This is a genomic window from Roseateles violae (assembly GCF_030410485.1).
GTDB classification, from domain to species: Bacteria; Pseudomonadota; Gammaproteobacteria; order Burkholderiales; family Burkholderiaceae_C; genus Roseateles_D; species Roseateles_D violae.
On the sequence record NZ_JAUHHC010000005.1, the window covers coordinates 79,026 to 99,366 of the forward strand.

Here is a 20,341-nt window from a genome sequence, read left to right on the forward strand (position 1 = left end):
GTAGGGGCAAAGCGAGTCGCCCCTGCCTGCGGCCGAACGGGAAAGAAACTCGCGACTACTTGACGCGCTTCAGCGCCGGGCGTCCGCCGCCGGACGGGCCGTCGGGCTGGTCGGGCCCCTCGGGCGTCTCGGTCGCCGCGGCGGTCTCGGCCGGTTCCGCCGGGGCACCGGCGTCGGTGGCGCTGGGGGCCAGGCGCAGGCCGCGCAGCGGGGTCGGCGGACGCGAGGACTCCATCGTGGCGCTGTCCGCAGCGCTGACCACCGGTGCTGCGGCACCGAGCGGCTCCGGCGCCGGGAAAGCCATGCCCTGGCCATTCTCGCGCGCATAGATGGCGACGACATGGTCCACCGGCACGATGATCTCGCGCGCGACGCCGCCGAAGCGGGCCTTGAAGCGGATGAACTCGTTGCCCAGGTCGAGGCTGCTGGTCGCGTCGAAGCCGACGTTCAGCACGATTTCGTTATTGCTGACGTACTCCATCGGCACCTGCACGAGTCGGTCGACATGCACGGCGATATACGGCGTGAAGCCGTTGTCGCTGCACCAGTCGTGCAGGGCGCGGATCAGATAGGGGCGGGTCGAGCTGCTGGGCGGCCCGTTCCGATCCCCGTTTCCTCTGCTTTGATCCATATCGCGGGCCAGCTTACTTGCGCATGACCTTTTCGGACGGGGTCAGCGCTTCGATATAGGCCGGGCGCGAGAAGATGCGCTCGGCGTACTTCAAGAGCGGCAGCGCGTTCTTCGACATGTCGATGCCGTAGTAGTCGAGACGCCACAGCAGCGGCGCGATCGCGACGTCCAGCATCGAGAAGTCGTCGCCCAGCATGTACTTGTTCTTCAGGAAGATCGGTGCCAGCTGGGTCAGGCGGTCGCGGATCTGGGCGCGGGCCTTCTCGAGCTGCTTGTCGGTCGCCTTGGTCGTCGTGCCGCGGCCTTCGAGGATGTTCACATGGGCGAACAGCTCCTTCTCGAAGTTCAGCAGGAACAGGCGCACGCGGGCGCGGGCGACCGGGTCGCCGGGCATCAGCTGCGGATGCGGGAAGCGCTCGTCGATGTACTCGTTGATGATGTGCGACTCGTACAGGATCAGGTCGCGCTCGACCAGGATCGGCACCTCGTTGTACGGGTTCATCAGCGCGATGTCTTCGGGCTTGGCGAACAGGTCCACATCACGGATTTCGAAATCCATGCCCTTTTCGAACAGCACGAAGCGGCAGCGGTGCGAGTAGGGGCAGGTGGTTCCAGAGTAAAGCACCATCATGGCGGCAGGCTCCCGTTGAGGATCAGGGTATTGTCTTGAGACAGTTCGCGGCGCCAGTGTGAACCAGTCGCCGCACAAAAAGCAAACGCAGTGGGTGGCTCGGCGAGCGCCCCACTGCGGTATCAGGCCTGGAGGCGTTTACTTGACGTCTTTGCCAGCCCTGGCGGGCCGGCGAGGACGAGAAGCTATTTGACGTCCTTCCAGTAGGACGCGTTCAGGCGCCAGGCCAGCACGGTGAAGACCGACAGGAACAGCAGCACCAGCACGCCGAGGCGGAAGCGCTCGCCCTGGGCCGGCTCGCCCATCCATTGCAGATAGGCGACCAGGTCGCCGACCGCGTTGTCGTACTGCAGCGCGTCGAGCTTGCCCGGGGTGGCTTGCTCGAAGCCCTTCAGCACATGGATCTTCTTGCCATGCTCGTGCGGGTCGTCCGCTTCCTCGAACTTGGCGACGCGCTGGCCCTGCAGCTCCCACAGCACATGCGGCATCGCGACGCTGGGGAAGGCCAGGTTGTTCCAGCCGGTTGCCTTGGTGTCGTCGCGGTAGTAGGTGCGCAGATAGGTGTAGAGGTAATCCGCACCCGAGCCCTTGGCGCCGTCGGCGCGCGAGCGCGCGATGACGGTCAGGTCCGGCGGCGTGGCGCCGAAGAAGTCCTTGGCCTGCTTGGCGTCCAAAGAGATCTTCATGACGTCGCCGACCTTCTCGGAGGCGAACATCAGATTGCTCTTGATCTGCGCTTCGGTGAGGCCCAGGTCGCGCATGCGGTTGTAGCGCATGAAGGCGGCCGAGTGGCAGTTCAGGCAGTAGTTGACGAACAGCTTGGCGCCGTTCTGCAGCGAGGCCACGTCCTGCATCTTGTCCTTGGGGAACTTGTCCCAGGGGATGCCGCCTTCCGAGGCCTGTGCACCGCCGATCAAGCCCAGGCCGATCAGCAGCGTAGCGATGAGTTTCTTCATTTCTATTGAGCTCCGATGCTTAGTGGGCGTGGTAGGTCACACGGTCTGGCACCGCCTTGGGCGTGCCGAGCTTGCTCCACCAGGGCATCAGCAGGAAGAAGCCGAAATAGAACAGCGTGCCGACCTGCGCGATGAGCGTGCCGATATCGCTCGGCGGCTTGATGCCGAGATAGCCCAGCACCAGGAAGAAGATCACGAACACGCCGTAGACATACTTGTGCCAGTCGGGGCGATAACGGATCGACTTGACCGGGCTGTGGTCCAGCCAGGGCAGGAAGAACAGGATCACGACCGCACCGCCCATCACCACGACGCCCCAGAACTTGGCGTCGAAGATCTTCAGCAGCGCACAGGCGATCAGCGCGCCGATCAGCAGGGCGGCCTTGGCCTTGCCCGAGAAGTTGCCCTTGATCGCGGCCAGCACGGCGCCGATGCCGATGATGCCCACCAGCACATTGACCATCACGTCGGTGGTCGCGCGCAGCATCGAGTAGAAGGGCGTGAAGTACCAGACCGGGGCGATGTGCGCCGGCGTCTTCAGCGGGTCGGCCGGAATGAAGTTGTTGTACTCGAGGAAGTAGCCGCCGAGTTCGGGCGAGAAGAAGATGATCGCCGTGAACACCAGCAGGAACAGGCTCACGCCATAGATGTCGTGCACCGTGTAGTAGGGATGGAAGGGGATGCCGTCCAGCGGGCGGCCCTTCTCGTCCTTCTTGGCCTTGATCTCCACGCCGTCCGGATTGTTCGAACCGACTTCGTGCAGCGCAATGATGTGCGCGACCACCAGGCCCAGGAGCACCAGCGGCACGGCAATCACGTGGAAGGAGAAGAAGCGGTTCAAGGTCGCGTCACCGACGACGTAGTCGCCGCGGATCAGCAGGGCCAGGTCCGGGCCGACGAAGGGCACGGCGGCGAACAGGTTCACGATCACCTGGGCGCCCCAGTAGGACATCTGGCCCCAGGGCAGCAGATAGCCCATGAAGGCCTCGGCCATCAGGCACAGGAAGATCGCGCAGCCGAAGATCCAGACCAGCTCGCGCGGCTTGCGGTAGCTGCCGTAGATCAGGCCGCGGAACATGTGCAGATACACGACGACGAAGAACGCCGAGGCGCCGGTCGAGTGCATGTAGCGGATCAGCCAGCCCCAGGGCACATCGCGCATGATGTACTCGACCGAGGCGAAGGCCAGGGCCGCGTCCGGCTTGTAGTGCATCACCAGGAAGATGCCGGTGACGATCTGGATCACCAGCACCAGCATCGCCAGCGAGCCGAAGATGTACCACCAGTTGAAGTTCTTCGGAGCGTAGTACTCCGACATATGCTCCTTGTACATCTTGGACGCCGGGAAGCGGTTGTCCACCCATGTCATCAGCTGTTCGCCCATCGAGGCGCCAGCGGGAGCTTGCTTGAATTCAGCCATGTTGACCTCTGTCCTTTAGCTTCAGGCCTTCTTGTCTTCACCAATCAGGATCTTGGTGTCGGACAGATACATGTGGGGCGGCACCTCGAGGTTGTCCGGCGCGGGCTTGTTCTTGAACACGCGGCCGGCCAGGTCGAAGGTCGAGCCATGGCAGGGGCACAGGAAACCGCCGTGCCAGTCGTCCGGCAGCGAGGGCTGCGGGCCGGCCACGAACTTGTCGCTGGGCGAGCAGCCCAGGTGCGAGCAGATGCCCACGGCGACGAAGTACTCCGGTTTGATCGAGCGGTTGGTGTTCTTGGCGTAGTCCGGCGTCGGATAGGCCTTGCGGTCCGAATTCGGATCGGCCAGCTGGGCGTCGATCTTCGGCAGCTCGGCGATCTGCTCGGGCGTGCGGCGCACGATCCACACCGGCTTGCCGCGCCATTCGACGGTCATCTTCTCGCCCGGCTTCAGGCCGGAGATGTCCGCCTCGACGGCGGCGCCGGCGGCCTTGGCGCGCTCGGACGGCGTGAAGGTGCTGACGAAGGGCACGGCGGTGGCAACGCCGCCAACGGCACCGGCGCAACTCGTGGCGATGAGCCAGGTGCGCTTGCCTTGGTCCACTTGCTGGTCACTCATGAGGATCCTTGACTGACTTCTGATGATTCTGATCGGGGGCAACCGAGGATTCTAGCGGACGCCGGCGGGCTCCCCCATCGGCATCGTCCTGCCGGGGCGTTATGCGCGACGCAAATCGCATCGCTTTGTCGTTGCAGCAACACCGGCGGCGTGGACAATGGGCCGACCTTTCGGGCGCCCCGCCCGCTCATCGATCGGAGCCGCAATGGGATTTTTCTCGGAATTCAGGGAGTTCGCCGTCAAGGGCAATGTGGTCGACCTGGCGGTCGGCGTGATCATCGGCGCCGCCTTCGGCAAGATCGTCGACTCGGCCGTCAAGGACCTGATCATGCCCCTGATCGGCCGCGCGGTCGGCGGCCTCGACTTCAGCAACCACTTCGTCATGCTGGCCAGTCCGCCGCCCGACTACAAGGGCGCGATGACCTACGAGGCCCTGACCAAGGCCGGCGTGCCGCTGTTCGCCTACGGCAACTTCCTGACCATTCTGCTGAACTTCATCATCCTGGCCTTCATCATTTTCCTGATGATCAAGCAGATCAACCGGCTCAAGCGCGACGAGCCGGCCGCCCCGGCGCCCGAGCCGGTGACGCCCGAAGACACCGTGCTGCTGCGCGAGATCCGCGACGCCCTGCGCCGCTGAGTCGCCGCCCGGGTAAGCAAAGGTTTCGGCGCCCCGAACTGTCAGCTATTTGGCATCCCGACGCCTCCGGCGGCGCGCCAGCGACTGCAGTGCAGCCCTCTTTCGGCCGATACTGATCCCATTGCCCTGTGGTGAACTGACCACAGGGCCGTTCAAGACACCATGAATGCGCCCGACCCGAGACTGAACCCCCATCTGGACGCCGCGCTGCAGCGCATTCGCGCGGCGGCCGAGCAGGCGGCGGAGCGCTGCGCAGAAGGCCTGGGCCTGTCGGCGCTGTCGGCCGGCCAGATCAAGCGCCGCGATGCGCTGCTGTCGGCACAGTTCCTGTTCCGCAAGCAGCAGGCCGCCTTCGGCCAGGGTTTCCACCAAAGCCTGCGCCGCCAGCTGATGGCCGAACAGGGTCAGCTGGCGCCCGAGCCGGCCGCCGCGCCGAAGAAGGCCTGGACCGAGCTCTCGCTGATGGACGACGACGCCGTCGACGCGCTGGTCGCGGCCGACCGCATCGGCCTGGCGATCGGCCACCACAGCGAGTGGGAGCTGCGCGAGGTCGAGTCCTATGTGGCCGGCCTCAGCAGCGGCGAACGCAATCCGCTGCGTCCGGAGCTGATCGGCCAGGCGCTTCTCGAAGGCGTGCAGGCGGTCAGCGACGACGCGTCGACGCGGCAGGTGCTGATCGACGAGCTGACCCGCGCGCTGGCGCAGGAGATGCGCAGCTGCTACGCCGACATCGCCGAGCTGCTGCGCAGCCGGGGCCTGCGTCCGCAGGACCTGCGCGTGCGCGGCGCCGACTCGGGCGGCGGCCACAGCATGCACAGCAGCCATGGCGCCCATTCGACCCGTTCGCAGCCGCTGGGCCGCAGCCAGCAGGGCGACTATGGCAGCGGCCATGGCGGCGCCAGCGTGCACGGCGGGCATGGTGGCGGCTACGGCGGCCAGGATCGCCGCGGGTCGAACCGCGGCATCGCAGCGGGCGGCCTAGGCAGCGTCGATGCGCAGATGATGGACCTGCTGCGCCGGCTGGCGCAGGTGCCGGCGGGCGGCGTCTCGGCCACCGGTGGCTATACCCAGCCGGGCGACTTCGGCGCGCCCGGCCTGGCCGCGGCGGCCGAGGCCGGCGGCGCGATGCACTGGCAGGCGGCCCCGCCGCCGCCCAATCTGATCCATCTGCACCGCGAAGAGCTGCGCCAGGCCGCCACCGGCCGGCTCGACCATATGGTCATCGACGTGGTGGGCAGCCTGTTCGACCAGATCCTGGCCGATCCCAAGGTGCCGCCGCAAATGGCGCGGCTCTTGGCCCGGCTGCAGCTGCCGGTGCTGCGCGTCGCGCTCGGCGACCCGAGCTTCTTCTCCTCGCGCCGCCACCCGGTGCGCCGCTTCGTCAACCGCATGGCCTCGCTGGCCTGCGCCTTCGACGATTTCTCCGAAGAGCCGGGCCAGTCCTTCCTCGCCCATGTGCGCGAGCTGGTGCAGGACGTCGCCAACGGCGACTTCGACCGCATGGACGTCTACGAGAGCAAGCTGGACGCGCTCGAGGCCTTCATCGCCGAGCAGACCGCCCGCGCGCTGAAGGCGCAGGGCGACGCCGCCGCGCTGCTCGAGCGCAAGGAAACCGATCTGCGCCTGCAGCAGCGCTATATGCAGCAGCTGCAGCAGGCGCTGGCCACGGTGCCGATGGACGGCTTCCTGCGCGACTTCCTGGCCCAGGTCTGGAGCCAGGCCATCGTGCTGGCCTCGCGCGAGGGCGCACCCGAGCGCGCGCTGCGCCTGCGCCAGCTCGGCCGCGAGCTGGTGATGAGCGTGCAGCCCAAGGGCGGCACCGCCCAGCGCCAGACCTTCCTCGGCCAGCTGCCGGGCCTGATGCGCACGCTCAACGAGGGGCTGGACCTGATCGCCTGGCCGGAGTCCGCGCGCAAGGCCTTCTTCGGCCAACTGCTGCCGGCCCATGCCGAATCGCTGAAGGGCCAGGCGCTGTCGGCGCTGGACACCAATCTGCTGGTCAAGCAGCTCGACCAGGTCTTCGGCTGTGCGCCGCCGGCCGAGCAAGACCTGCCCCCGCCCTCGCAGTCGGCGCCGATCACCGTGCCGCAGGACCTGGACATGGGCGCGCGGCTCAGCGCCGAGGAGGCGCGCAGCCTGGGCCTGGTCGACGAGGCCGGCGTGGACTGGAACGGCCAGGTCGACATCGACCTCGGCGCCGAGCCGCCCGAGCCGGCGCTGCAGGCGGTCGACATCAGCATCGACGGCCTGCCGCCGGTCGCCGAGGCGCCCGAGCCCAGCGCCGGCGCGCTGCTAATCGACCATCTGCAGCTGGGCTTCGCCTATCGCATGCACATCAACGAGGGCTGGGCCAAGGTGCGCCTGGCCCATATCAGCGCCGGCCGCAGCTTCTTCATCTTCACCCAGGGCAGCAAGCACCAGCAGACGGTGACGATGACCGCGCGCATGCTGCGCCGCCTGTGCGAGGCGGGCCGCCTGCGCGCCTTCGAGAACGCCTATCTGCTCGAACGCGCGACCGCGCGGGCGCGCAAGCAACTGGCCGAGCTCAGCAAGGCCTGATCCCGGTCCGCGCCGGCCCCGCGCTCTCAGAGCGGGTTCAGCTTGCGGAACACATTGCGGTCCGGCATTTCCTCGGTGACGGCCAGCATCAGCGTGATCTTCTGCTCCGACTCGATCGGCTGGCCATCGATCTCGATCGCGCGAAAACGCCAGCCCTCGGCCGAGACCTTGGCCCAGCGGCGCACCGAATCGGCCACGCCCGGCAGGCTGTCGACGCTCTTGACCCGGCACTGCCCCTCGCGGGTGATCGTGCACAGCACGCCGACCTCGCCATTCCAGCCCGGCGTCGAGATCTCGTTCGGCTGCTTGGCCGCATAGCGCTTGAGCACCGCCGGCGCCATCGTCAGCGAGCGCAGCGCCATCGTCGGCGCCTTGCCGTCATGGCCGATCTGCAGGCCCAGCCGCACGCCGGTGCGGTAGGTGACCGCACGCCCGTCCTGCACGAAGGGGTCGACCCGCAGCGCCTGCAGGCGCGGCTTCATGAAGGCCCAGAAGGCGGCCGGCTGCTCGGCCTCGTTGACCGGGACCACCTCGCTGGCCTGGCCGCTCGTGTCGAACAGCACCTCGAACCAGACCTCGGCCTCGCCCTCTTCCGCCGCGCCGGCGGCGCCGAGGCAGGCCCACAGCAGCACGGCCGCGGCCGCTCGCATCGCTTTTCTCATCTCGCTCCCTTGGCAGACACTCGTTGTTATGAGGCCCGGATTGTGCGGCCGATTGAGGGCGGCGTCGTCTTTGTGCTGATCCTCTAGCCGATCAAGCGGCGCGCCATCCGGATCGCCGCCACCATGCTGGCCGGATCGGCGCTGCCGCGGCCGGCGATGTCGAAGGCGGTGCCATGGTCGGGGCTGGTGCGCACAAAGGGCAGGCCCAGGGTCACATTGACGCCCTGCTCGACGCCCAGGTACTTGACCGGGATCAGGCCATGGTCATGCGTCATCGCGACGACCAGGTCGAATTCGCCCGGGTGCTGCGCCGTGTGGCGCGCCCGCATGAAGACGGTGTCTGGCGCGAAGGGGCCACGCGCATCGATGCCTTCGGCGCGCGCGCTGGCGACGGCCGGCGCGATATGGTCGATCTCCTCGCTGCCGAACAAGCCGCCCTCGCCCGCATGCGGGTTCAGGCCGGCAACGGCAATGCGCGGCCGCGCGATGCCGAAGCGCCGCAGCGCCGCATCGGCAATGCGCAGCGTCTGCAGCACGCTGTCCTGGTTGATCTGCTCGATCGCCTGGCGCAAGGAGCAGTGGATGGTCACCAGCACCGTGCGCAGCTCCTCGTTGGCCAGCATCATGCGCACCGGCGGCAGCACGCCGCTGTGATGGGCGCGCGCGGCCAGCGACTGCAGCATCTCGGTATGGCCGGGAAACTCGCTGCCGGCCGCATGCAGCGCCTCCTTGTGGATGGGCGCGGTCACCAGGGCGGCGGCCCGGCCGGCCTGGATCGCATCGACCGCGGCCTCGATGCAGCGCGCGGCCGCGGCGCCGGCGCGCGCATCGACCTGGCCGAGCGGGCAGTCCGCCAGATCGGCCGGCAGGCCGTCCGGCTGCCAGACCGGCAGGCAGTTCGGCGGCAGCTGCGGCAGTTCGTCCGGCGCATCGAGCCGCGCCACCGGCAGCGGCAGGCCCAAGGCGGCGATCGCGCGACGCAGCACGGCCACATCGCCGACCACGCACAGATCGCCCGCCGTCTCGGCCCGCCAGGCCGCGGCCGTGATCTCCGGGCCGATGCCGCAGGCATCGCCCATGGTCAGCAGCAGGGGCTTGCGGGTGGCTGTCATGGCTCAGGCCGGGTTGTCGATGTCGATGAACTGCTGGGAGAAGCCTAGCTCGGCCGCCGTCTGCGCGGCCAGCGCCTGCACGCCGTAGCGCTCGGTCGCATGGTGGCCGGCGGCGATGAAGGCCACGCCGCTCTCGCGCGCGTAATGGGCCTGCGGCTCCGAGATCTCGCCGGTGACGAAGACATCGGCGCCGGCGGCGATCGCCGCCTCGAAGAAGCCCTGCGCGCCGCCGGTGCACCAGGCGACGCGGCGCAGCGGCCGGCCGTCGCCGGGCACGGCGAGCGCCTCGCGGCCCAGCCGCTCGGCGATATGCGCCTGCAGCGCGGCCAGCTGCGGCGCGGCCAGCGGGCCGATGAAGCCCAGCTCCTGCTCGCCGAAGCGGCCATCGGCCTGCCAGCCGAGCCGCAGGCCCAGCTGTGCGTTATTGCCCAGCAGCGGATGCGCATCGAGCGGCAGGTGGTAGGCAAACAGATTGATGTCCTGCTGCAGCAGCCGCTGCAGGCGCTGCTTCATCCAGCCGGTCACGCGGCCGTCGTGGCCGCGCCAGAACAGGCCGTGGTGGACCAGGATGGCATCGGCGCCGGCGGCGATCGCCGCCTCGATCAGGGCCAGGCTGGCCGTCACCCCGCAGACCAGATGCCGAATCTCCGCGCGCCCCTCGACCTGCAGACCGTTCGGCCCATAATCCTTGAAACGCCCCGGCTCCAGCAGGGCATCGAGATGGCGGGCGAGATCGTGGCGGTGCGTCATTGGAAAGGGTGCTTGTGCGCAGACTATGGCTGATTTTCGCTCAGGCCACCACGGTGGCGCTGGCCATCGTCTTCGTGCTGGCGACCCTGAAGCCGCAGTGGCTGCAATGGCGCGAGGCGCCCGATCCGGGCTGGAGCGCGCCGCTGCCGCCGGCCCTGGCCGCCAGCGGCGCCGCCCATCCCGGCTACGCGCTGGCCGCGCGCCGCGCGGCACCGGCCGTCGTCAGCATCACTGCCAGCCGCGCGCCACCTTCGCGCGCGGCCGGCTCGCGCGATCCTTGGTTCCGCTTCTTCGGTCCGCCGGGCCGCGAGGGAGGCCGCGGCGGGCGCCCGCAGCAGGGCCTGGGCTCGGGCGTGATCGTCTCGGCCGACGGCTATCTGCTGACCAACAGCCATGTGGTCGATGGCGCCGCCGACATCGAGGTGGCGCTCAGCGACGGCCGCCAGGTCCATGCCAGCGTGGTCGGCACCGACCCGGAGACCGACGTCGCGGTGCTCAAGATAAAGCTCGAGCACCTGCCGGTGATCCGGCTGGGCGATGCCGAGGCGCTGCAGGTGGGCGACGTGGTGCTGGCGATCGGCAACCCCTTCAATGTCGGCCAGACGGTCACCTCGGGCATCGTCAGCGCGCTGGGCCGCGCGCAGCTGGGCATCAACGTCTTCGAGAACTTCATCCAGACCGATGCGGCGATCAACCCGGGCAACTCGGGCGGCGCCCTGGTCGACGCGGAGGGCAATCTGGTCGGCATCAACACGGCGATCTTCTCGCGCGGCGGCGGCAGCCTGGGCATCGGCTTTGCGATTCCGGTGACGACGGCGCGCCAGGTGATGGAGGCGCTGCTGCGCGACGGCGAGGTCGCGCGCGGCTGGATCGGCGTCGAGACCCGCGATCTGACGCCGGAGTTCGCCGAGGCCTTCAAGCTGCCGATCCAGGCCGGCGTGCTGATCAGCCGCGTGGTCGCCAATGCGCCGGCCGACAAGGCCGGGCTGAAGCCGGGCGACGTGCTGCTGCGCGTCGGCGACAGGCCGGTGCAGACGCCGGCGCAATTGCTGGCCGCGGTGTCGGCGCTGAAGCCGCAGAGCGAGACGGTGGTGGCGGTGCAGCGCGGCCAGAAGCAGCTGGAGCTGGCCCTGACGGTGCGCCAGCGGCCCAGGCCGCAGCGCGAGCCGGCCGAGGAGGACTGATCGAAGCTAAGGCGCCGGCCGCTGCGGCTCTTCCTCGGGCGCTTTCGAGTAGCGGATGAAGTAGCCGGCGGCAAACACGCCGACCTCGTAGAGCAGGCACATGGGGATCGCCAGTGCCAGCTGCGAGACCACGTCCGGCGGCGTGATGACGGCCGCGATGATGAAGGCGACGACGATGAAGTAGCCGCGGAACTCGCGCAGCTTGGCCACCGTCACCAGGCCCATGCGTGCCAGCACGACGACGACCACGGGCACCTCGAAGGCGGCGCCGAAGGCGATGAACATTGACATCACGAAGCTCAGATAGGCCTCGATATCGGGCGCCGCCGTGATGCTCTTCGGCGCGAAGCTCTGGATGAAGGTGAAGACCTTGCCGAAGACGAAGAAGTAGCAGAAGGCCACGCCGACGAAGAACAGCAGCGTGCTGGAGATCACCAGCGGCAGCACCAGCTTCTTCTCGTGCGAATACAGGCCCGGCGCGACAAAGGCCCAGACCTGGTAGAGCACATAGGGCAAGGCGACGAAGAAACCGGCCAGCAGGGTGATCTTCAGCGGCACCAGAAAGGGCGAGATCACATTGGTGGCGATCAGCGTCGAGCCGGCCGGCAGATGGGCGACCAGCGGCGCGGCCAGCAGGTCGTACAGCGCCGCCGGGCCGGGGAAGACGGCCAGCACGCCGAAGGCCAGGCCGATCGCGATGAAGGCGCGCACCAGCCGGTCGCGCAGCTCGATCAGATGGGAGACGAAGGGCTGCTCGGTGCCGGCGAGTTCGTCGTCGGGCTTCGGGGTGTCGGGCATGGGATCAGAAGGAACGGCGGCCGGGCGGGCGGAAGCGCGCCACGCGGGCGGCACCAGACTGGACATGGCGGCGCACGCCCTCGCGCTGCTTGTACCACTGGGGCGTCGCGCCGCGCTTCAGGCGCCAGTTCTTCTTCGGCGCCTGGTAGGAGGCCGGCGTGCGCAGCGTGCTGCCGTAGCCCTGGTCGCTGCTGCCACTGCCGGTCGCCTCGGCCCAGCTCTGCTCGAAGGCCTTGTTGGCCGTGTCGACCTCCTGGCGCACCGTCTGCTCGACATCGCGCACGGCGTCTTCCATGCCGGTCTTCATCTTCTTGAGCTCTTCGAGCTCGATCGAGCGGTTGACCTCGGCCTTGACGTCGGCCACATAGCGCTGCGCCTTGCCCAGCAGATGGCCGACAGTGCGGGCGACGCGGGGCAGCCGCTCGGGGCCGATGACCACCAGGGCCACCGCCCCGATCAGGGCGAGTTTGTCGAAACCGAAATCAATCATGCGGGCGGTGCGGCGGCCTCAGCAGCGATGGCGCGCGGGCTCAAGACTTGGTCTTGGCCTCGACGTCGACGGTATTGCGCTCGTCGGCGGCGCGCTTGGCCGTCACCTGCTGTGCCGGCGGCACCGGGGCGTCCGGCGCGTCGGCGCTGCCGTCCTTCATGCCGTCCTTGAAACCCTTGACGGCGCGGCCCAGGTCGCTGCCGATATTGCCCAGCTTCTTGGTGCCGAAAATCAGCACCACCACCACCAGCACGATCAGCCAGTGCCAAATGCTGAATGAACCCATGGATCTTCTCCCGAAACGAATCTCGACATTCTAGGGGCCGGCGACGACGGTCGCCGGTCGCGGACGATTAGCCCTTCAGCCAGGGGCGCGGGCCGCCCATCGCATGCATATGCAGATGGTAGACCTCCTGCCCGCCGTCCGGCCCGGTGTTGACGACGGTGCGGAAACCGTTCGTCACGCCCAGCTCGCGCATCAGCCGTGGCACCAGGGCCGTCATATGGCCCAGCAGCGCCGCGTGCTCGGGCCCGACCTCGGCCATCGAGGCGATGTGCAGCTTCGGGATCAGCAGCACATGGACCGGCGCCCAGGGGTGGATGTCGTGGAAGACCAGCAGCTGCTCGTCCTCGTAGACCTTCTTGGACGGGATCTGGCCGGCAACAATCTTGCAGAACAGGCAGTTGGGATCGGTCGTCGTCATAGCGGCATCGGCTTGTGGGCGTTCATCGTGGTCCAGCCGCGCACGATCCGGTAGAGGAACCAGATCGAGATCAGCACCCAGGCAATCCAGCCAGGAACGACCAGCAGGAACCACAGCGGCAGGGTCAGGCAGTACAGCGCGCCGGCCCAGAACACGCTGCGCAGGCGCCAGCTGAAATGGGAGGCCTGCCAGCTGCCGACGGCCTCGCCGCGCTTGAGCAGGTCCAGGATCACCGCCACGATCAGCAGCACGACGCTGGCCTGCACGCCGGGCAGCACCGCGCCGATGGCGACGATGGTGTGCAGGATGTAGCTGATCAGGCCGACCGTGCGCAGGCCGCGCTCGCGCTCGGCATCGAGCACGACGGTGGTGGTTTCAGTCATTGGGCTCCTCCTCTTTTGCGCCGGCCTGGCCGCGTTGGGCGAATTCCTGCAGGCCCGACAGACCCTCGCGGCGCGCCAGCTCGGCCAGCACGTCGGCCGGCTTCAGCTCGAACTGGCTCAGCGCGATGATCGAGTGGAACCAGAGGTCGGCAACCTCGTAGACCAGCTTCTTCGCATCGCCGTCCTTGGCGGCCATCACCGTCTCGGTGGCCTCCTCGCCGATCTTCTTCAGGATCGCGTCCAGCCCCTTGTCGAACAGCTTGGCGACATAGCTGCTGGCTGGGTCGCCGCCGTTGGCGGGCTTGCGCGACTCGATCACGGCGGCCAGGCGCGCCAGCGTATCGTCTTGCGGGCTCATCATTTGCGATAAATGCTTTCGGGGTCCTTCAGCACCGGCTCGACAGCCGTCCAGGCCCCATTCTCGAGGCGCTGGAAGAAACAGCTGTGACGGCCGGTGTGGCAGGCAATGCCGGGCTCGTGTCCCTGCTGGGTGATCTTCATCAGCACGACGTCGTTGTCGCAGTCCAGCCGCAGCTCGTGGACGATCTGCAGATGGCCGGACTCCTCGCCCTTGTGCCAGAGCTTGCGCCGCGAGCGGCTCCAGTAGACCGCCTGGCCGAGCTCGGCCGTGCGCGCCAGCGCCTCGCGGTTCATCCAGGCGAACATCAGCACATCGCCGCTGTCGCGCTCCTGCGCGATCACCGGCACCAGGCCGTCGGCATCCCACTTGATCTCGTCGAGCCAGTCCATGCGGCCAGTGTACTCAGCCCCGATGCGTGGCGCCGGCATGGCCGCGCTCGTCGGCGAACCAGCGCAGCACCGGAATCGTGCCCGGCAGCACCGGCTGCTGCCGGACCGGCAGGTTCTCCCAGGCCATCTGCTGCTGCTCGCGCATCTCGAACTCGCCGGCCCAGTCATAGACCTTGCAGAAATGCAGGCGCACCCGCGCATGCGGATAGTCCATCAGCTCGATCTTCCAGGGGTGGGCGGCGCCGATGGTGATGCCCAGCTCCTCCTGCAGTTCGCGGCGCAGCGCCTGCTCGACCGTCTCCCCGGCCTCCAGCTTGCCGCCGGGAAACTCCCAGTAGCCGGCATAGACCTTGCCCTCGGGGCGCGAGGTCAGCAGGAAGCGCCCTTCCCGCCCCTCGGCATCGCGCTCGACCAGCACGCCCACGGCCACATCGACGGGCGTTCTTTCGTCTTTCGGCTCAGACATGGTCCAGGCCCTCAGGCGGCTGGCTGTCGCTGGCCGGTGCCGGGACCGGCTCGATCTGGCCGCGGCCGGCCAGATCGCGGGCGAACTGGCAGGCGACGCGACCCGAACGCGAGCCGCGCTCCAGCGCCCAGACCAGGGCCGGCTGGCGGGCCGCGGCGATCTGCTCTTCGCTCAAGCCATAAAAGCGCAGCCATTGCGCGGCAATCGCCAGGTACTCGCCCTGGCTGAAAGGATAGAAGCTGACCCAGAGGCCGAAGCGCTCGGACAGCGAGACCTTCTCCTCGATCGCCTCACCCGGATGCAGCTCGCCGTTCTCGTCCATGCGCGCCGCCAGGTTGTCCTTCATCTGCTCGGGCAGCAGATGGCGGCGGTTGCTGGTCGCATAGATCAGGACGTTGTCGCCGGCCACCGAGACCGAGCCGTCCAGCATGGACTTCAGCGCCTTGTAGCCGGCCTCGCCTTCGTCGAAGCTGAGGTCGTCGCAGAAGATCACGAAGCGCTCCGGCCGATCGGCGACCAGATCGACCAGATCGGGCAGATCGACCAGATCGGTCTTGTCCACCTCGATCAGGCGCAGGCCGCGGGCCGCGAATTCATTCAGGACCGCCTTGATCAGCGAGCTTTTTCCCGTGCCGCGCGCGCCGGTCAGCAGCACATTGTTGGCCGGCCGGCCGGCAACGAACTGCTCGGTATTGCGCAGCAGCTTTTCCTTCTGCGGCTCGACCTCCTTCAGGTCCTCGAGCCGGATCGTCGCGACATGGCGCACCGGCTCCAGGATATGGCCGCCGGCACGACGCCGGTAGCGGAAGGCGACCGAGGCGCCCCAATCGGGCGCCTGCAGGGTCCGGGGAAGGACGGCCTCGAGCCGGCCCAAGAGCGCCTCGGCGCGCGCGATCAGTTGTTCGACTGCAGACATCGCTGCAGTTTAAGGTCAGCCGCCGACCGGCCTCAGGCGGCCAGCATGCGCAGCGCGGCGTCCAGCTGTTCGCTGGGCAGGCGCTTGAAGCCCGAGCGCGCATAGCGCTGCAGCCGGCCGATGATGAAGCTGACCAGCACCGAGGCCTGCGCATTGGCGTCCACGGTCGGCGTCGGCGAACCGCTGGCCTCGGCGGCCGCGCGCAAGACCTGGCGCAGCGCCGATTCGATGCGGTCGAAGAACTGGTTCATGCGCGCGACCAGGCGCTCGTTCTCGTAGACCAGCGCGTCGCCGACCATCACCCGCGCCATGCCGGGGTTGCGCTCGCCGAATTGCAGCAGCACGGCGACGATCTTCTGCGCCTGCGCGGCGCCGCTGGCGCCCTCGCGCTCGATGATCTGGTTGAGCAGGGTGAAGATGCTGCTCTCGATGAACTCGATCAGGCCCTCGAACATCTGCGCCTTGCTGGCGAAATGCCGGTACAGCGCGGCCTCGCTGACCTCCAGCTTGGCGGCCAGGGCCGCGGTCGTCACGCGGTCGGCGCCCGGCTGTTCCAGCATGCCGGCCAGGGTCTGCAGGATCTGCACGCGGCGCTCGCCGGGGCGCGGGCGCTTGCGCAGGGCGGCGGGGGGCGTCGTGGCCTCGGGCACGGCCGCGGCGGCGTTCAGATCGTCGGAGACTGGCATCGGCATCGTGGTTTCGGGGCTGGCTTGCCGCCGATTCTGTCACAGGCCGTATCCGCGTCCGGCGGTGAATTTGCCCGTCGGGCGCCGGCTCAGTCGCGCAGCCAGCCGAGCCGGCGCGCCTCGTAGATCGCCTCGACCTTGGAGCGCACATGCAGCTTGCGGTAGACCCGCTTCACATAGGTCATCACCGTGTGCGGCGAGACCTGCATGAAGTTGGCGATCTCGTCGAAGGTAAAGCCCTTGGCGGCCAGGTGCAGCACGCGCGATTCCTGTTCGGACAGCGCGACCACCTCCTCGTCGGCAAAGGGTGCGTGCCCCGAGTCGGGCGGCACGCTGTTCAGATGGTTGGCGGCCGGCGCCAGCCGCATCAGCAGGCGCCGCGCGATCACCGGGCTGATCGGGCTGCCCCCGGCGCGCAGCGAGCGCAGCTGTCCTGGCAGATCCAGCGCCAGGCTGTCCTTGAGCAGATAGCCGGTCGCGCCGGCCTCGATGCTGGTCAGCACATGCTGCTCGTCGCCGAACACCGAGATCACCATCACCTCGCACTGCGGCCGCGTATGCGCCGCATGGCGGATCAGCTCGATGCCGCTGCCGCCCGGCAGGTCCAGGTCGACCAGCAACACGTCCGGCTGCAACTGGTCGAACATGCGCCGGCCCTGCGGCAGGTCGGGCGCGATGCCCAAGAGCTCGATATCGCTGACGCTGGACAGCGCATGGGCGAAGGCGTCCCGGAAGCGGGCCTGGTCTTCGACGATCAGCACGGAAAATGTGGGCATGGCGCTTTGCTGGCTTTGGTCCATTCTCCGCCGCGCGGAGCCCCCGGGGCAAGCGATCGTGCCCATGATAGGCCCGAGTCCGCCCTGCAATCGTGGGATGAAACGACCGGCTCAGCGCAGCAGCGCGGCCAGCCGGCTGATCCGCCGGTCCACATAGGCGGGCCGGCGGCGCAGGCCCAGATGCGCCTCGGGCCCGTGGCTGGCGCCGCGCAGCCAGCGCTGCATCCAGACGGTACGCATGCCGACGCCGCGCGCCGACTTCTGGTGGATCAGCGTGTCCTCGACCAGCACGCAGTCGCGCGGGCGCAGTTGCAGCCGACCCAGCAGATGACGGAACATCCGCGCATCCGGCTTGGGCCGCAGCTGGCCGAACATGGTCATCTGCTCGAAGGCGATCACCCGCTCGAAGCAGCGCTGCAGGCCCAGCAGGGCCAGCACCCGGCGCGCATAGGCCTCGGGCGCATTGGTCAGCAGGATCTTGCGGCCGCGCAGCCGCTTCAGCGCCGCCCGGTCATGCGCATGGGTATGCGTGTCCAGATCCGGCAGGCCATGGGTCTCGCGCAGGAAGTGTGCGGCCTCGACGCCATGGTGGCGCACCAGGCCCAGCAGGGTCGCGCCATAGCGGCGCCAGTACAGCGCGCGCAGCCGGTCGGCCTCGGCCGCATCGACGCCGACATGGCGCACGATGTAGTCGCTCATCGCCACATTGAGCGCGCCGAACACCTGGTGGGAGGCGTTGTGCAGCGTGTTGTCCAGGTCGAATAACCAGACCGGCCGGCGCGGCATGGCTTTCAGCACGTGAGGATCATTGCAAGTCCCCGCTGCGCTCGGACGCGGAACAAAGCTTCGGCCTCAGTGAGACCGAATCATTGTTCCGTAGGCCTGATCGCTGAGGATCTCCAGCAGCATCGCGTGCGGCACCCGGCCGTCGATGATGTGGACCGCGTGGACGCCGCTCTTGGCCGCGTCGATCGCACCGGCGATCTTGGGAATCATGCCGCCGCTGATCGTGCCGTCATCGATCAGCTCGTCGATGCGGCGCGGCGTCAGCTCGGTCATCAGCTGGCCTTCCTTGTCCAGCACGCCCTTGATATTGGTCAGCATCAGGAGCTTCTCGGCCTGCAGCACGGTCGCCAGCTTGGCGGCGACCACATCGGCATTGATGTTGTAGCTCTCGTTGTGCTCACCGAAGCCGATCGGGCTGACGACCGGGATGAACTGATCGTCCTGCAGCGCCTTGACGACGCTGGGGTCGATAGAGACGATCTCGCCGACCTGGCCGATATCGTGTTCCTTGTTCGGATCGTCCTTGTCGACCATCTTCAGCTTGCGCGCGCGGATCATGCCGCCGTCGCGGCCGGTCAGGCCCACCGCCTTGCCGCCGGCGGCGTTGATCAGGCCGACCACGTCCTGCTGCACCTCGCCGCCCAGCACCCACTCGACAACGCTCATGGTCTCCTCGTCGGTGACGCGCATGCCTTGGATGAAGTGGCCCTTCTTGCCCAGCTTGTTCAGCGCGTCCTCGATCTGCGGGCCGCCGCCGTGCACGACGACCGGGTTCAGGCCGACCAGCTTCAGCAGCACGACATCCTCGGCGAAGTCCTGCTGCAGCGCCGGGTCGGTCATCGCATTGCCGCCGTACTTGATGACGATGGTCTTGCCGTGGAACTTGCGGATATAGGGCAGCGCCTGCGACAGGATCTCGGCCTTCTCGCGCGGGGCGATATGGGCGACATCGACGATATGCGGGGCGGCGGCAGGCTCGGTTTTCATGGCGTGCGGGGCTGGAGTTTGTGGCTGCGCGGATTGTAGGTCGCTGGGCTGGCTGACAATGGCCGCATGCAAGCGAGCTCCTACCTGAAACTGTCGGTCGCCACCGCGCTGGTGACGATCGCGCTGAAGACGGCGGCCTGGTGGTGGACCGGCTCGGTCAGCCTGGCCGCCGATGCGCTGGAGGCCCTGGTGAACCTGGCCGGCGCGCTGTTCGCGCTGACGATGCTGACGATCGCCGCCCGCCCGCCCGATGCGGACCATCCCTTCGGCCATCACAAGGCCGAGTATTTCTCCGGCGGCTTCGAGGGCGTGCTGATCGTCGCCGCGGCGCTGGGCATCGCCTGGGGCGCGGTGCACCGGCTCGTGGACCCGCAGCCGGTCGAGCAACTGGGCCTGGGCCTGGCGCTGACGGTGCTGAGCTCGGCGCTGAATGGCGGCCTGGCCTTTGCGATGCTGCGCAAGGCGCGCGAGCTGCGCTCGGTCGCGCTGGAGGCCGATGCGCGCCATCTGTTCACCGATGTCTGGACCTCGGTCGGCGTGGTCGTCGGCCTGTTCGGCGTCATCGTCAGCGGCTGGCAATGGCTGGATCCGCTGGTCGCGCTGCTGGTCGCCGCCAACATCCTGCGCGAAGGCGTGCACCTGGTCTGGCGCGCCTCGGCCGGCCTGATGGACGAGGCACTCGACGCCGAATCGCTGGCGCGCATCCGCGAGGTGCTGGCCGGTTTCGACCAGCAGACCATACGCTTCGACCATCTGGCCAGCCGCAGCGCCGGCCAGCGCCGCTTCGTCGATCTGCATATGCACATGCCCTCGGCCTGGACCCTGGGACGCGCGGCGGCCGTGCGGGCCGAGGTCGAGCAGGCGCTGATGGCGGCCGTGCCGGGCCTGCGCGCGACGATCCAGTTGCTGCCGACCCATGTCGAGTCGCTTGCCGTCGAGCAGCAGCCCGAGGAGAGCGCGCCATGATCGCGCTGCTGCAGCGGGTGCGCCGAGCCAGCGTCGAGGTCGGCGGCGCGACGATAGGCGCGATCGGCCCCGGCCTGCTGATGCTGATCTGCGCCGAGCCGGGCGATGGCGAGGCGCAGGCCGAGAAGCTGATCGACAAGGTGCTGAAGCTGCGCATCTTCGGCGACGCCGCCGGCAAGATGAACCTCAGCCTGCAGGACATCGGCGGCGGCCTGCTGATCGTTTCGCAGTTCACCCTGGCCGCCGATGTCGCCGGCGGCAACCGGCCCAGCTTCAGCGGCGCGGCCGGCGCCGAGCAGGGCCGGCGACTGTACGAGCATTGCCTGGCCCATGCGCGCCGGCGCCATGCCGAGGTCGCCAGCGGCGAGTTCGGCGCGGACATGCAGGTCTCCCTGATCAACGACGGGCCGGTGACGATCCCGCTGCGCATCGCGGCGCCGGGCTGAAAAAGAAAAGACCCGCCGAAGCGG

General features: G+C 68.3%; 26 protein-coding genes. 5 read left to right on the forward strand and 21 right to left on the reverse strand.

Features of this window, described 5'->3' with window-relative positions:
- Positions 1-55 precede the first annotated feature (55 nt).
- From QWJ38_RS17920 to petA, 5 genes are all read right to left on the reverse strand, one after another.
- On the reverse strand, positions 56-631 hold the full coding sequence (locus QWJ38_RS17920; RefSeq protein WP_290360487.1) for a ClpXP protease specificity-enhancing factor: 576 nt from the start codon (positions 629-631) through the stop codon (positions 56-58).
- Positions 632-644: 13 nt separating this feature from the next.
- Positions 645-1,262, reverse strand: coding sequence for a glutathione S-transferase N-terminal domain-containing protein (locus QWJ38_RS17925; protein ID WP_290360488.1), 618 nt, complete (start codon positions 1,260-1,262; stop codon positions 645-647).
- A gap of 185 nt (positions 1,263-1,447) precedes the next feature.
- Positions 1,448-2,218, reverse strand: a complete 771-nt coding sequence (locus QWJ38_RS17930; protein WP_290360489.1) for a cytochrome c1 — start codon at positions 2,216-2,218, stop codon at positions 1,448-1,450.
- A gap of 19 nt (positions 2,219-2,237) precedes the next feature.
- Positions 2,238-3,638 carry a cytochrome b gene (locus QWJ38_RS17935; protein ID WP_290360490.1) on the reverse strand — a complete coding sequence of 467 codons (1,401 nt, stop codon included), beginning with the start codon at positions 3,636-3,638 and terminating at the stop codon, positions 2,238-2,240.
- A gap of 21 nt (positions 3,639-3,659) precedes the next feature.
- Positions 3,660-4,256, reverse strand: coding sequence for a ubiquinol-cytochrome c reductase iron-sulfur subunit (gene petA, locus QWJ38_RS17940; RefSeq protein ID WP_290360491.1), 597 nt, complete (start codon positions 4,254-4,256; stop codon positions 3,660-3,662).
- A 205-nt stretch (positions 4,257-4,461) separates the two neighbouring features.
- Here petA and mscL point away from each other — a divergent pair, with 205 nt between their 5' ends.
- A complete protein-coding gene (gene mscL, locus QWJ38_RS17945) occupies positions 4,462-4,896 on the forward strand; it encodes a large conductance mechanosensitive channel protein MscL (protein ID WP_290360492.1) in 435 nt (144 codons plus the stop codon).
- 162 nt (positions 4,897-5,058) lie between these two features.
- The gene (locus QWJ38_RS17950) at positions 5,059-7,455 is read left to right on the forward strand and encodes a DUF1631 family protein (protein WP_290360493.1); all 2,397 of its coding nucleotides are present in this window, start codon (positions 5,059-5,061) and stop codon (positions 7,453-7,455) included.
- 26 nt (positions 7,456-7,481) lie between these two features.
- Here QWJ38_RS17950 and QWJ38_RS17955 read toward each other — a convergent pair whose 3' ends face one another.
- The 3 genes from QWJ38_RS17955 to QWJ38_RS17965 form a co-directional block, all read right to left on the reverse strand.
- Positions 7,482-8,117, reverse strand: a complete 636-nt coding sequence (locus QWJ38_RS17955) for an energy transducer TonB (RefSeq protein WP_290360494.1) — start codon at positions 8,115-8,117, stop codon at positions 7,482-7,484.
- A gap of 83 nt (positions 8,118-8,200) precedes the next feature.
- On the reverse strand, positions 8,201-9,229 hold the full coding sequence (gene pdxA, locus QWJ38_RS17960) for a 4-hydroxythreonine-4-phosphate dehydrogenase PdxA (RefSeq protein WP_290360495.1): 1,029 nt from the start codon (positions 9,227-9,229) through the stop codon (positions 8,201-8,203).
- Positions 9,230-9,232: 3 nt separating this feature from the next.
- A complete protein-coding gene (locus tag QWJ38_RS17965; RefSeq protein ID WP_290360496.1) occupies positions 9,233-9,979 on the reverse strand; it encodes a Nif3-like dinuclear metal center hexameric protein in 747 nt (248 codons plus the stop codon).
- A gap of 14 nt (positions 9,980-9,993) precedes the next feature.
- Between QWJ38_RS17965 and QWJ38_RS17970 the strand changes: the two genes are divergently transcribed.
- Positions 9,994-11,163 carry a S1C family serine protease gene (locus tag QWJ38_RS17970; RefSeq protein WP_290360497.1) on the forward strand — a complete coding sequence of 390 codons (1,170 nt, stop codon included), beginning with the start codon at positions 9,994-9,996 and terminating at the stop codon, positions 11,161-11,163.
- A gap of 6 nt (positions 11,164-11,169) precedes the next feature.
- Here the strand turns inward: QWJ38_RS17970 and tatC are convergent, their stop codons facing one another.
- The 13 genes from tatC to argB all read right to left on the reverse strand — a co-directional run bounded on the left by tatC (position 11,170) and on the right by argB (position 18,905).
- Positions 11,170-11,961 (reverse strand): twin-arginine translocase subunit TatC, encoded by a 792-nt coding sequence (gene tatC, locus QWJ38_RS17975; protein ID WP_290360498.1) that lies wholly within the window; start codon positions 11,959-11,961, stop codon positions 11,170-11,172.
- 4 nt (positions 11,962-11,965) lie between these two features.
- The gene (gene tatB, locus QWJ38_RS17980) at positions 11,966-12,451 is read right to left on the reverse strand and encodes a Sec-independent protein translocase protein TatB (protein WP_290360499.1); all 486 of its coding nucleotides are present in this window, start codon (positions 12,449-12,451) and stop codon (positions 11,966-11,968) included.
- A gap of 40 nt (positions 12,452-12,491) precedes the next feature.
- A complete protein-coding gene (gene tatA, locus QWJ38_RS17985; protein WP_290360500.1) occupies positions 12,492-12,737 on the reverse strand; it encodes a Sec-independent protein translocase subunit TatA in 246 nt (81 codons plus the stop codon).
- Positions 12,738-12,804: 67 nt separating this feature from the next.
- Entirely contained in the window at positions 12,805-13,155 is a 351-nt protein-coding gene (locus QWJ38_RS17990) for a histidine triad nucleotide-binding protein (protein WP_290360501.1), read from the reverse strand.
- On the reverse strand, positions 13,152-13,538 hold the full coding sequence (locus QWJ38_RS17995; protein ID WP_290360502.1) for a DUF4870 family protein: 387 nt from the start codon (positions 13,536-13,538) through the stop codon (positions 13,152-13,154). The genes QWJ38_RS17990 and QWJ38_RS17995 overlap by 4 nt, the downstream gene beginning before the upstream one ends.
- Positions 13,531-13,899 carry a phosphoribosyl-ATP diphosphatase gene (locus tag QWJ38_RS18000; RefSeq protein ID WP_290360503.1) on the reverse strand — a complete coding sequence of 123 codons (369 nt, stop codon included), beginning with the start codon at positions 13,897-13,899 and terminating at the stop codon, positions 13,531-13,533. Before QWJ38_RS18000 ends, QWJ38_RS17995 begins: the two co-directional genes overlap by 8 nt.
- Positions 13,896-14,288 carry a phosphoribosyl-AMP cyclohydrolase gene (gene hisI / locus QWJ38_RS18005; RefSeq protein ID WP_290360504.1) on the reverse strand — a complete coding sequence of 131 codons (393 nt, stop codon included), beginning with the start codon at positions 14,286-14,288 and terminating at the stop codon, positions 13,896-13,898. Before hisI ends, QWJ38_RS18000 begins: the two co-directional genes overlap by 4 nt.
- A 13-nt stretch (positions 14,289-14,301) precedes the next feature.
- On the reverse strand, positions 14,302-14,754 hold the full coding sequence (locus tag QWJ38_RS18010; protein WP_290360505.1) for an NUDIX domain-containing protein: 453 nt from the start codon (positions 14,752-14,754) through the stop codon (positions 14,302-14,304).
- The gene (locus QWJ38_RS18015) at positions 14,747-15,670 is read right to left on the reverse strand and encodes an ATP-binding protein (RefSeq protein ID WP_290360506.1); all 924 of its coding nucleotides are present in this window, start codon (positions 15,668-15,670) and stop codon (positions 14,747-14,749) included. Before QWJ38_RS18015 ends, QWJ38_RS18010 begins: the two co-directional genes overlap by 8 nt.
- A gap of 32 nt (positions 15,671-15,702) precedes the next feature.
- The gene (gene slmA, locus QWJ38_RS18020) at positions 15,703-16,356 is read right to left on the reverse strand and encodes a nucleoid occlusion factor SlmA (RefSeq protein WP_290360507.1); all 654 of its coding nucleotides are present in this window, start codon (positions 16,354-16,356) and stop codon (positions 15,703-15,705) included.
- 89 nt (positions 16,357-16,445) lie between these two features.
- On the reverse strand, positions 16,446-17,132 hold the full coding sequence (locus tag QWJ38_RS18025) for a response regulator (protein WP_290360508.1): 687 nt from the start codon (positions 17,130-17,132) through the stop codon (positions 16,446-16,448).
- 111 nt (positions 17,133-17,243) lie between these two features.
- Entirely contained in the window at positions 17,244-17,930 is a 687-nt protein-coding gene (locus QWJ38_RS18030) for a pyrimidine 5'-nucleotidase (protein WP_341850509.1), read from the reverse strand.
- 54 nt (positions 17,931-17,984) lie between these two features.
- Positions 17,985-18,905 carry an acetylglutamate kinase gene (argB, locus tag QWJ38_RS18035; protein WP_290360509.1) on the reverse strand — a complete coding sequence of 307 codons (921 nt, stop codon included), beginning with the start codon at positions 18,903-18,905 and terminating at the stop codon, positions 17,985-17,987.
- 66 nt (positions 18,906-18,971) lie between these two features.
- On the opposite strand from argB, the gene QWJ38_RS18040 reads away from it, so the two are divergent.
- Positions 18,972-19,871 (forward strand): cation diffusion facilitator family transporter, encoded by a 900-nt coding sequence (locus QWJ38_RS18040; protein ID WP_290360510.1) that lies wholly within the window; start codon positions 18,972-18,974, stop codon positions 19,869-19,871.
- Positions 19,868-20,317: a D-aminoacyl-tRNA deacylase gene (gene dtd, locus QWJ38_RS18045; protein ID WP_290360511.1), complete on the forward strand. Its 450-nt coding sequence runs from the start codon at positions 19,868-19,870 to the stop codon at positions 20,315-20,317. The genes QWJ38_RS18040 and dtd overlap by 4 nt, the downstream gene beginning before the upstream one ends.
- Positions 20,318-20,341 lie beyond the last annotated feature (24 nt).

Excerpts from the sequence above, each read along its gene's own strand:
- slmA (WP_290360507.1), bottom strand. The coding sequence starts at position 16,356 with ATGCCAGTCTCCGACGATCTGAACGCCGCCGCGGCCGTGCCCGAGGCC.
- QWJ38_RS18040 (WP_290360510.1), top strand. The coding sequence starts at position 18,972 with ATGCAAGCGAGCTCCTACCTGAAACTGTCGGTCGCCACCGCGCTGGTG.
- QWJ38_RS18010 (WP_290360505.1), bottom strand. The coding sequence starts at position 14,754 with ATGTCTGAGCCGAAAGACGAAAGAACGCCCGTCGATGTGGCCGTGGGC.
- QWJ38_RS18025 (WP_290360508.1), bottom strand. The coding sequence starts at position 17,132 with ATGCCCACATTTTCCGTGCTGATCGTCGAAGACCAGGCCCGCTTCCGG.
- dtd (WP_290360511.1), top strand. The coding sequence starts at position 19,868 with ATGATCGCGCTGCTGCAGCGGGTGCGCCGAGCCAGCGTCGAGGTCGGC.
- QWJ38_RS17935 (WP_290360490.1), bottom strand. The coding sequence starts at position 3,638 with ATGGCTGAATTCAAGCAAGCTCCCGCTGGCGCCTCGATGGGCGAACAG.
- petA (WP_290360491.1), bottom strand. The coding sequence starts at position 4,256 with ATGAGTGACCAGCAAGTGGACCAAGGCAAGCGCACCTGGCTCATCGCC.
- hisI (WP_290360504.1), bottom strand. The coding sequence starts at position 14,288 with ATGGACTGGCTCGACGAGATCAAGTGGGATGCCGACGGCCTGGTGCCG.
- QWJ38_RS17995 (WP_290360502.1), bottom strand. The coding sequence starts at position 13,538 with ATGACTGAAACCACCACCGTCGTGCTCGATGCCGAGCGCGAGCGCGGC.
- QWJ38_RS18015 (WP_290360506.1), bottom strand. The coding sequence starts at position 15,670 with ATGTCTGCAGTCGAACAACTGATCGCGCGCGCCGAGGCGCTCTTGGGC.
- QWJ38_RS17950 (WP_290360493.1), top strand. The coding sequence starts at position 5,059 with ATGAATGCGCCCGACCCGAGACTGAACCCCCATCTGGACGCCGCGCTG.
- pdxA (WP_290360495.1), bottom strand. The coding sequence starts at position 9,229 with ATGACAGCCACCCGCAAGCCCCTGCTGCTGACCATGGGCGATGCCTGC.
- tatB (WP_290360499.1), bottom strand. The coding sequence starts at position 12,451 with ATGATTGATTTCGGTTTCGACAAACTCGCCCTGATCGGGGCGGTGGCC.
- QWJ38_RS17990 (WP_290360501.1), bottom strand. The coding sequence starts at position 13,155 with ATGACGACGACCGATCCCAACTGCCTGTTCTGCAAGATTGTTGCCGGC.
- QWJ38_RS17920 (WP_290360487.1), bottom strand. The coding sequence starts at position 631 with ATGGATCAAAGCAGAGGAAACGGGGATCGGAACGGGCCGCCCAGCAGC.
- QWJ38_RS17965 (WP_290360496.1), bottom strand. The coding sequence starts at position 9,979 with ATGACGCACCGCCACGATCTCGCCCGCCATCTCGATGCCCTGCTGGAG.
- mscL (WP_290360492.1), top strand. The coding sequence starts at position 4,462 with ATGGGATTTTTCTCGGAATTCAGGGAGTTCGCCGTCAAGGGCAATGTG.
- QWJ38_RS18000 (WP_290360503.1), bottom strand. The coding sequence starts at position 13,899 with ATGATGAGCCCGCAAGACGATACGCTGGCGCGCCTGGCCGCCGTGATC.
- QWJ38_RS17955 (WP_290360494.1), bottom strand. The coding sequence starts at position 8,117 with ATGAGAAAAGCGATGCGAGCGGCCGCGGCCGTGCTGCTGTGGGCCTGC.
- QWJ38_RS17930 (WP_290360489.1), bottom strand. The coding sequence starts at position 2,218 with ATGAAGAAACTCATCGCTACGCTGCTGATCGGCCTGGGCTTGATCGGC.
- tatA (WP_290360500.1), bottom strand. The coding sequence starts at position 12,737 with ATGGGTTCATTCAGCATTTGGCACTGGCTGATCGTGCTGGTGGTGGTG.
- QWJ38_RS17925 (WP_290360488.1), bottom strand. The coding sequence starts at position 1,262 with ATGATGGTGCTTTACTCTGGAACCACCTGCCCCTACTCGCACCGCTGC.
- argB (WP_290360509.1), bottom strand. The coding sequence starts at position 18,905 with ATGAAAACCGAGCCTGCCGCCGCCCCGCATATCGTCGATGTCGCCCAT.
- tatC (WP_290360498.1), bottom strand. The coding sequence starts at position 11,961 with ATGCCCGACACCCCGAAGCCCGACGACGAACTCGCCGGCACCGAGCAG.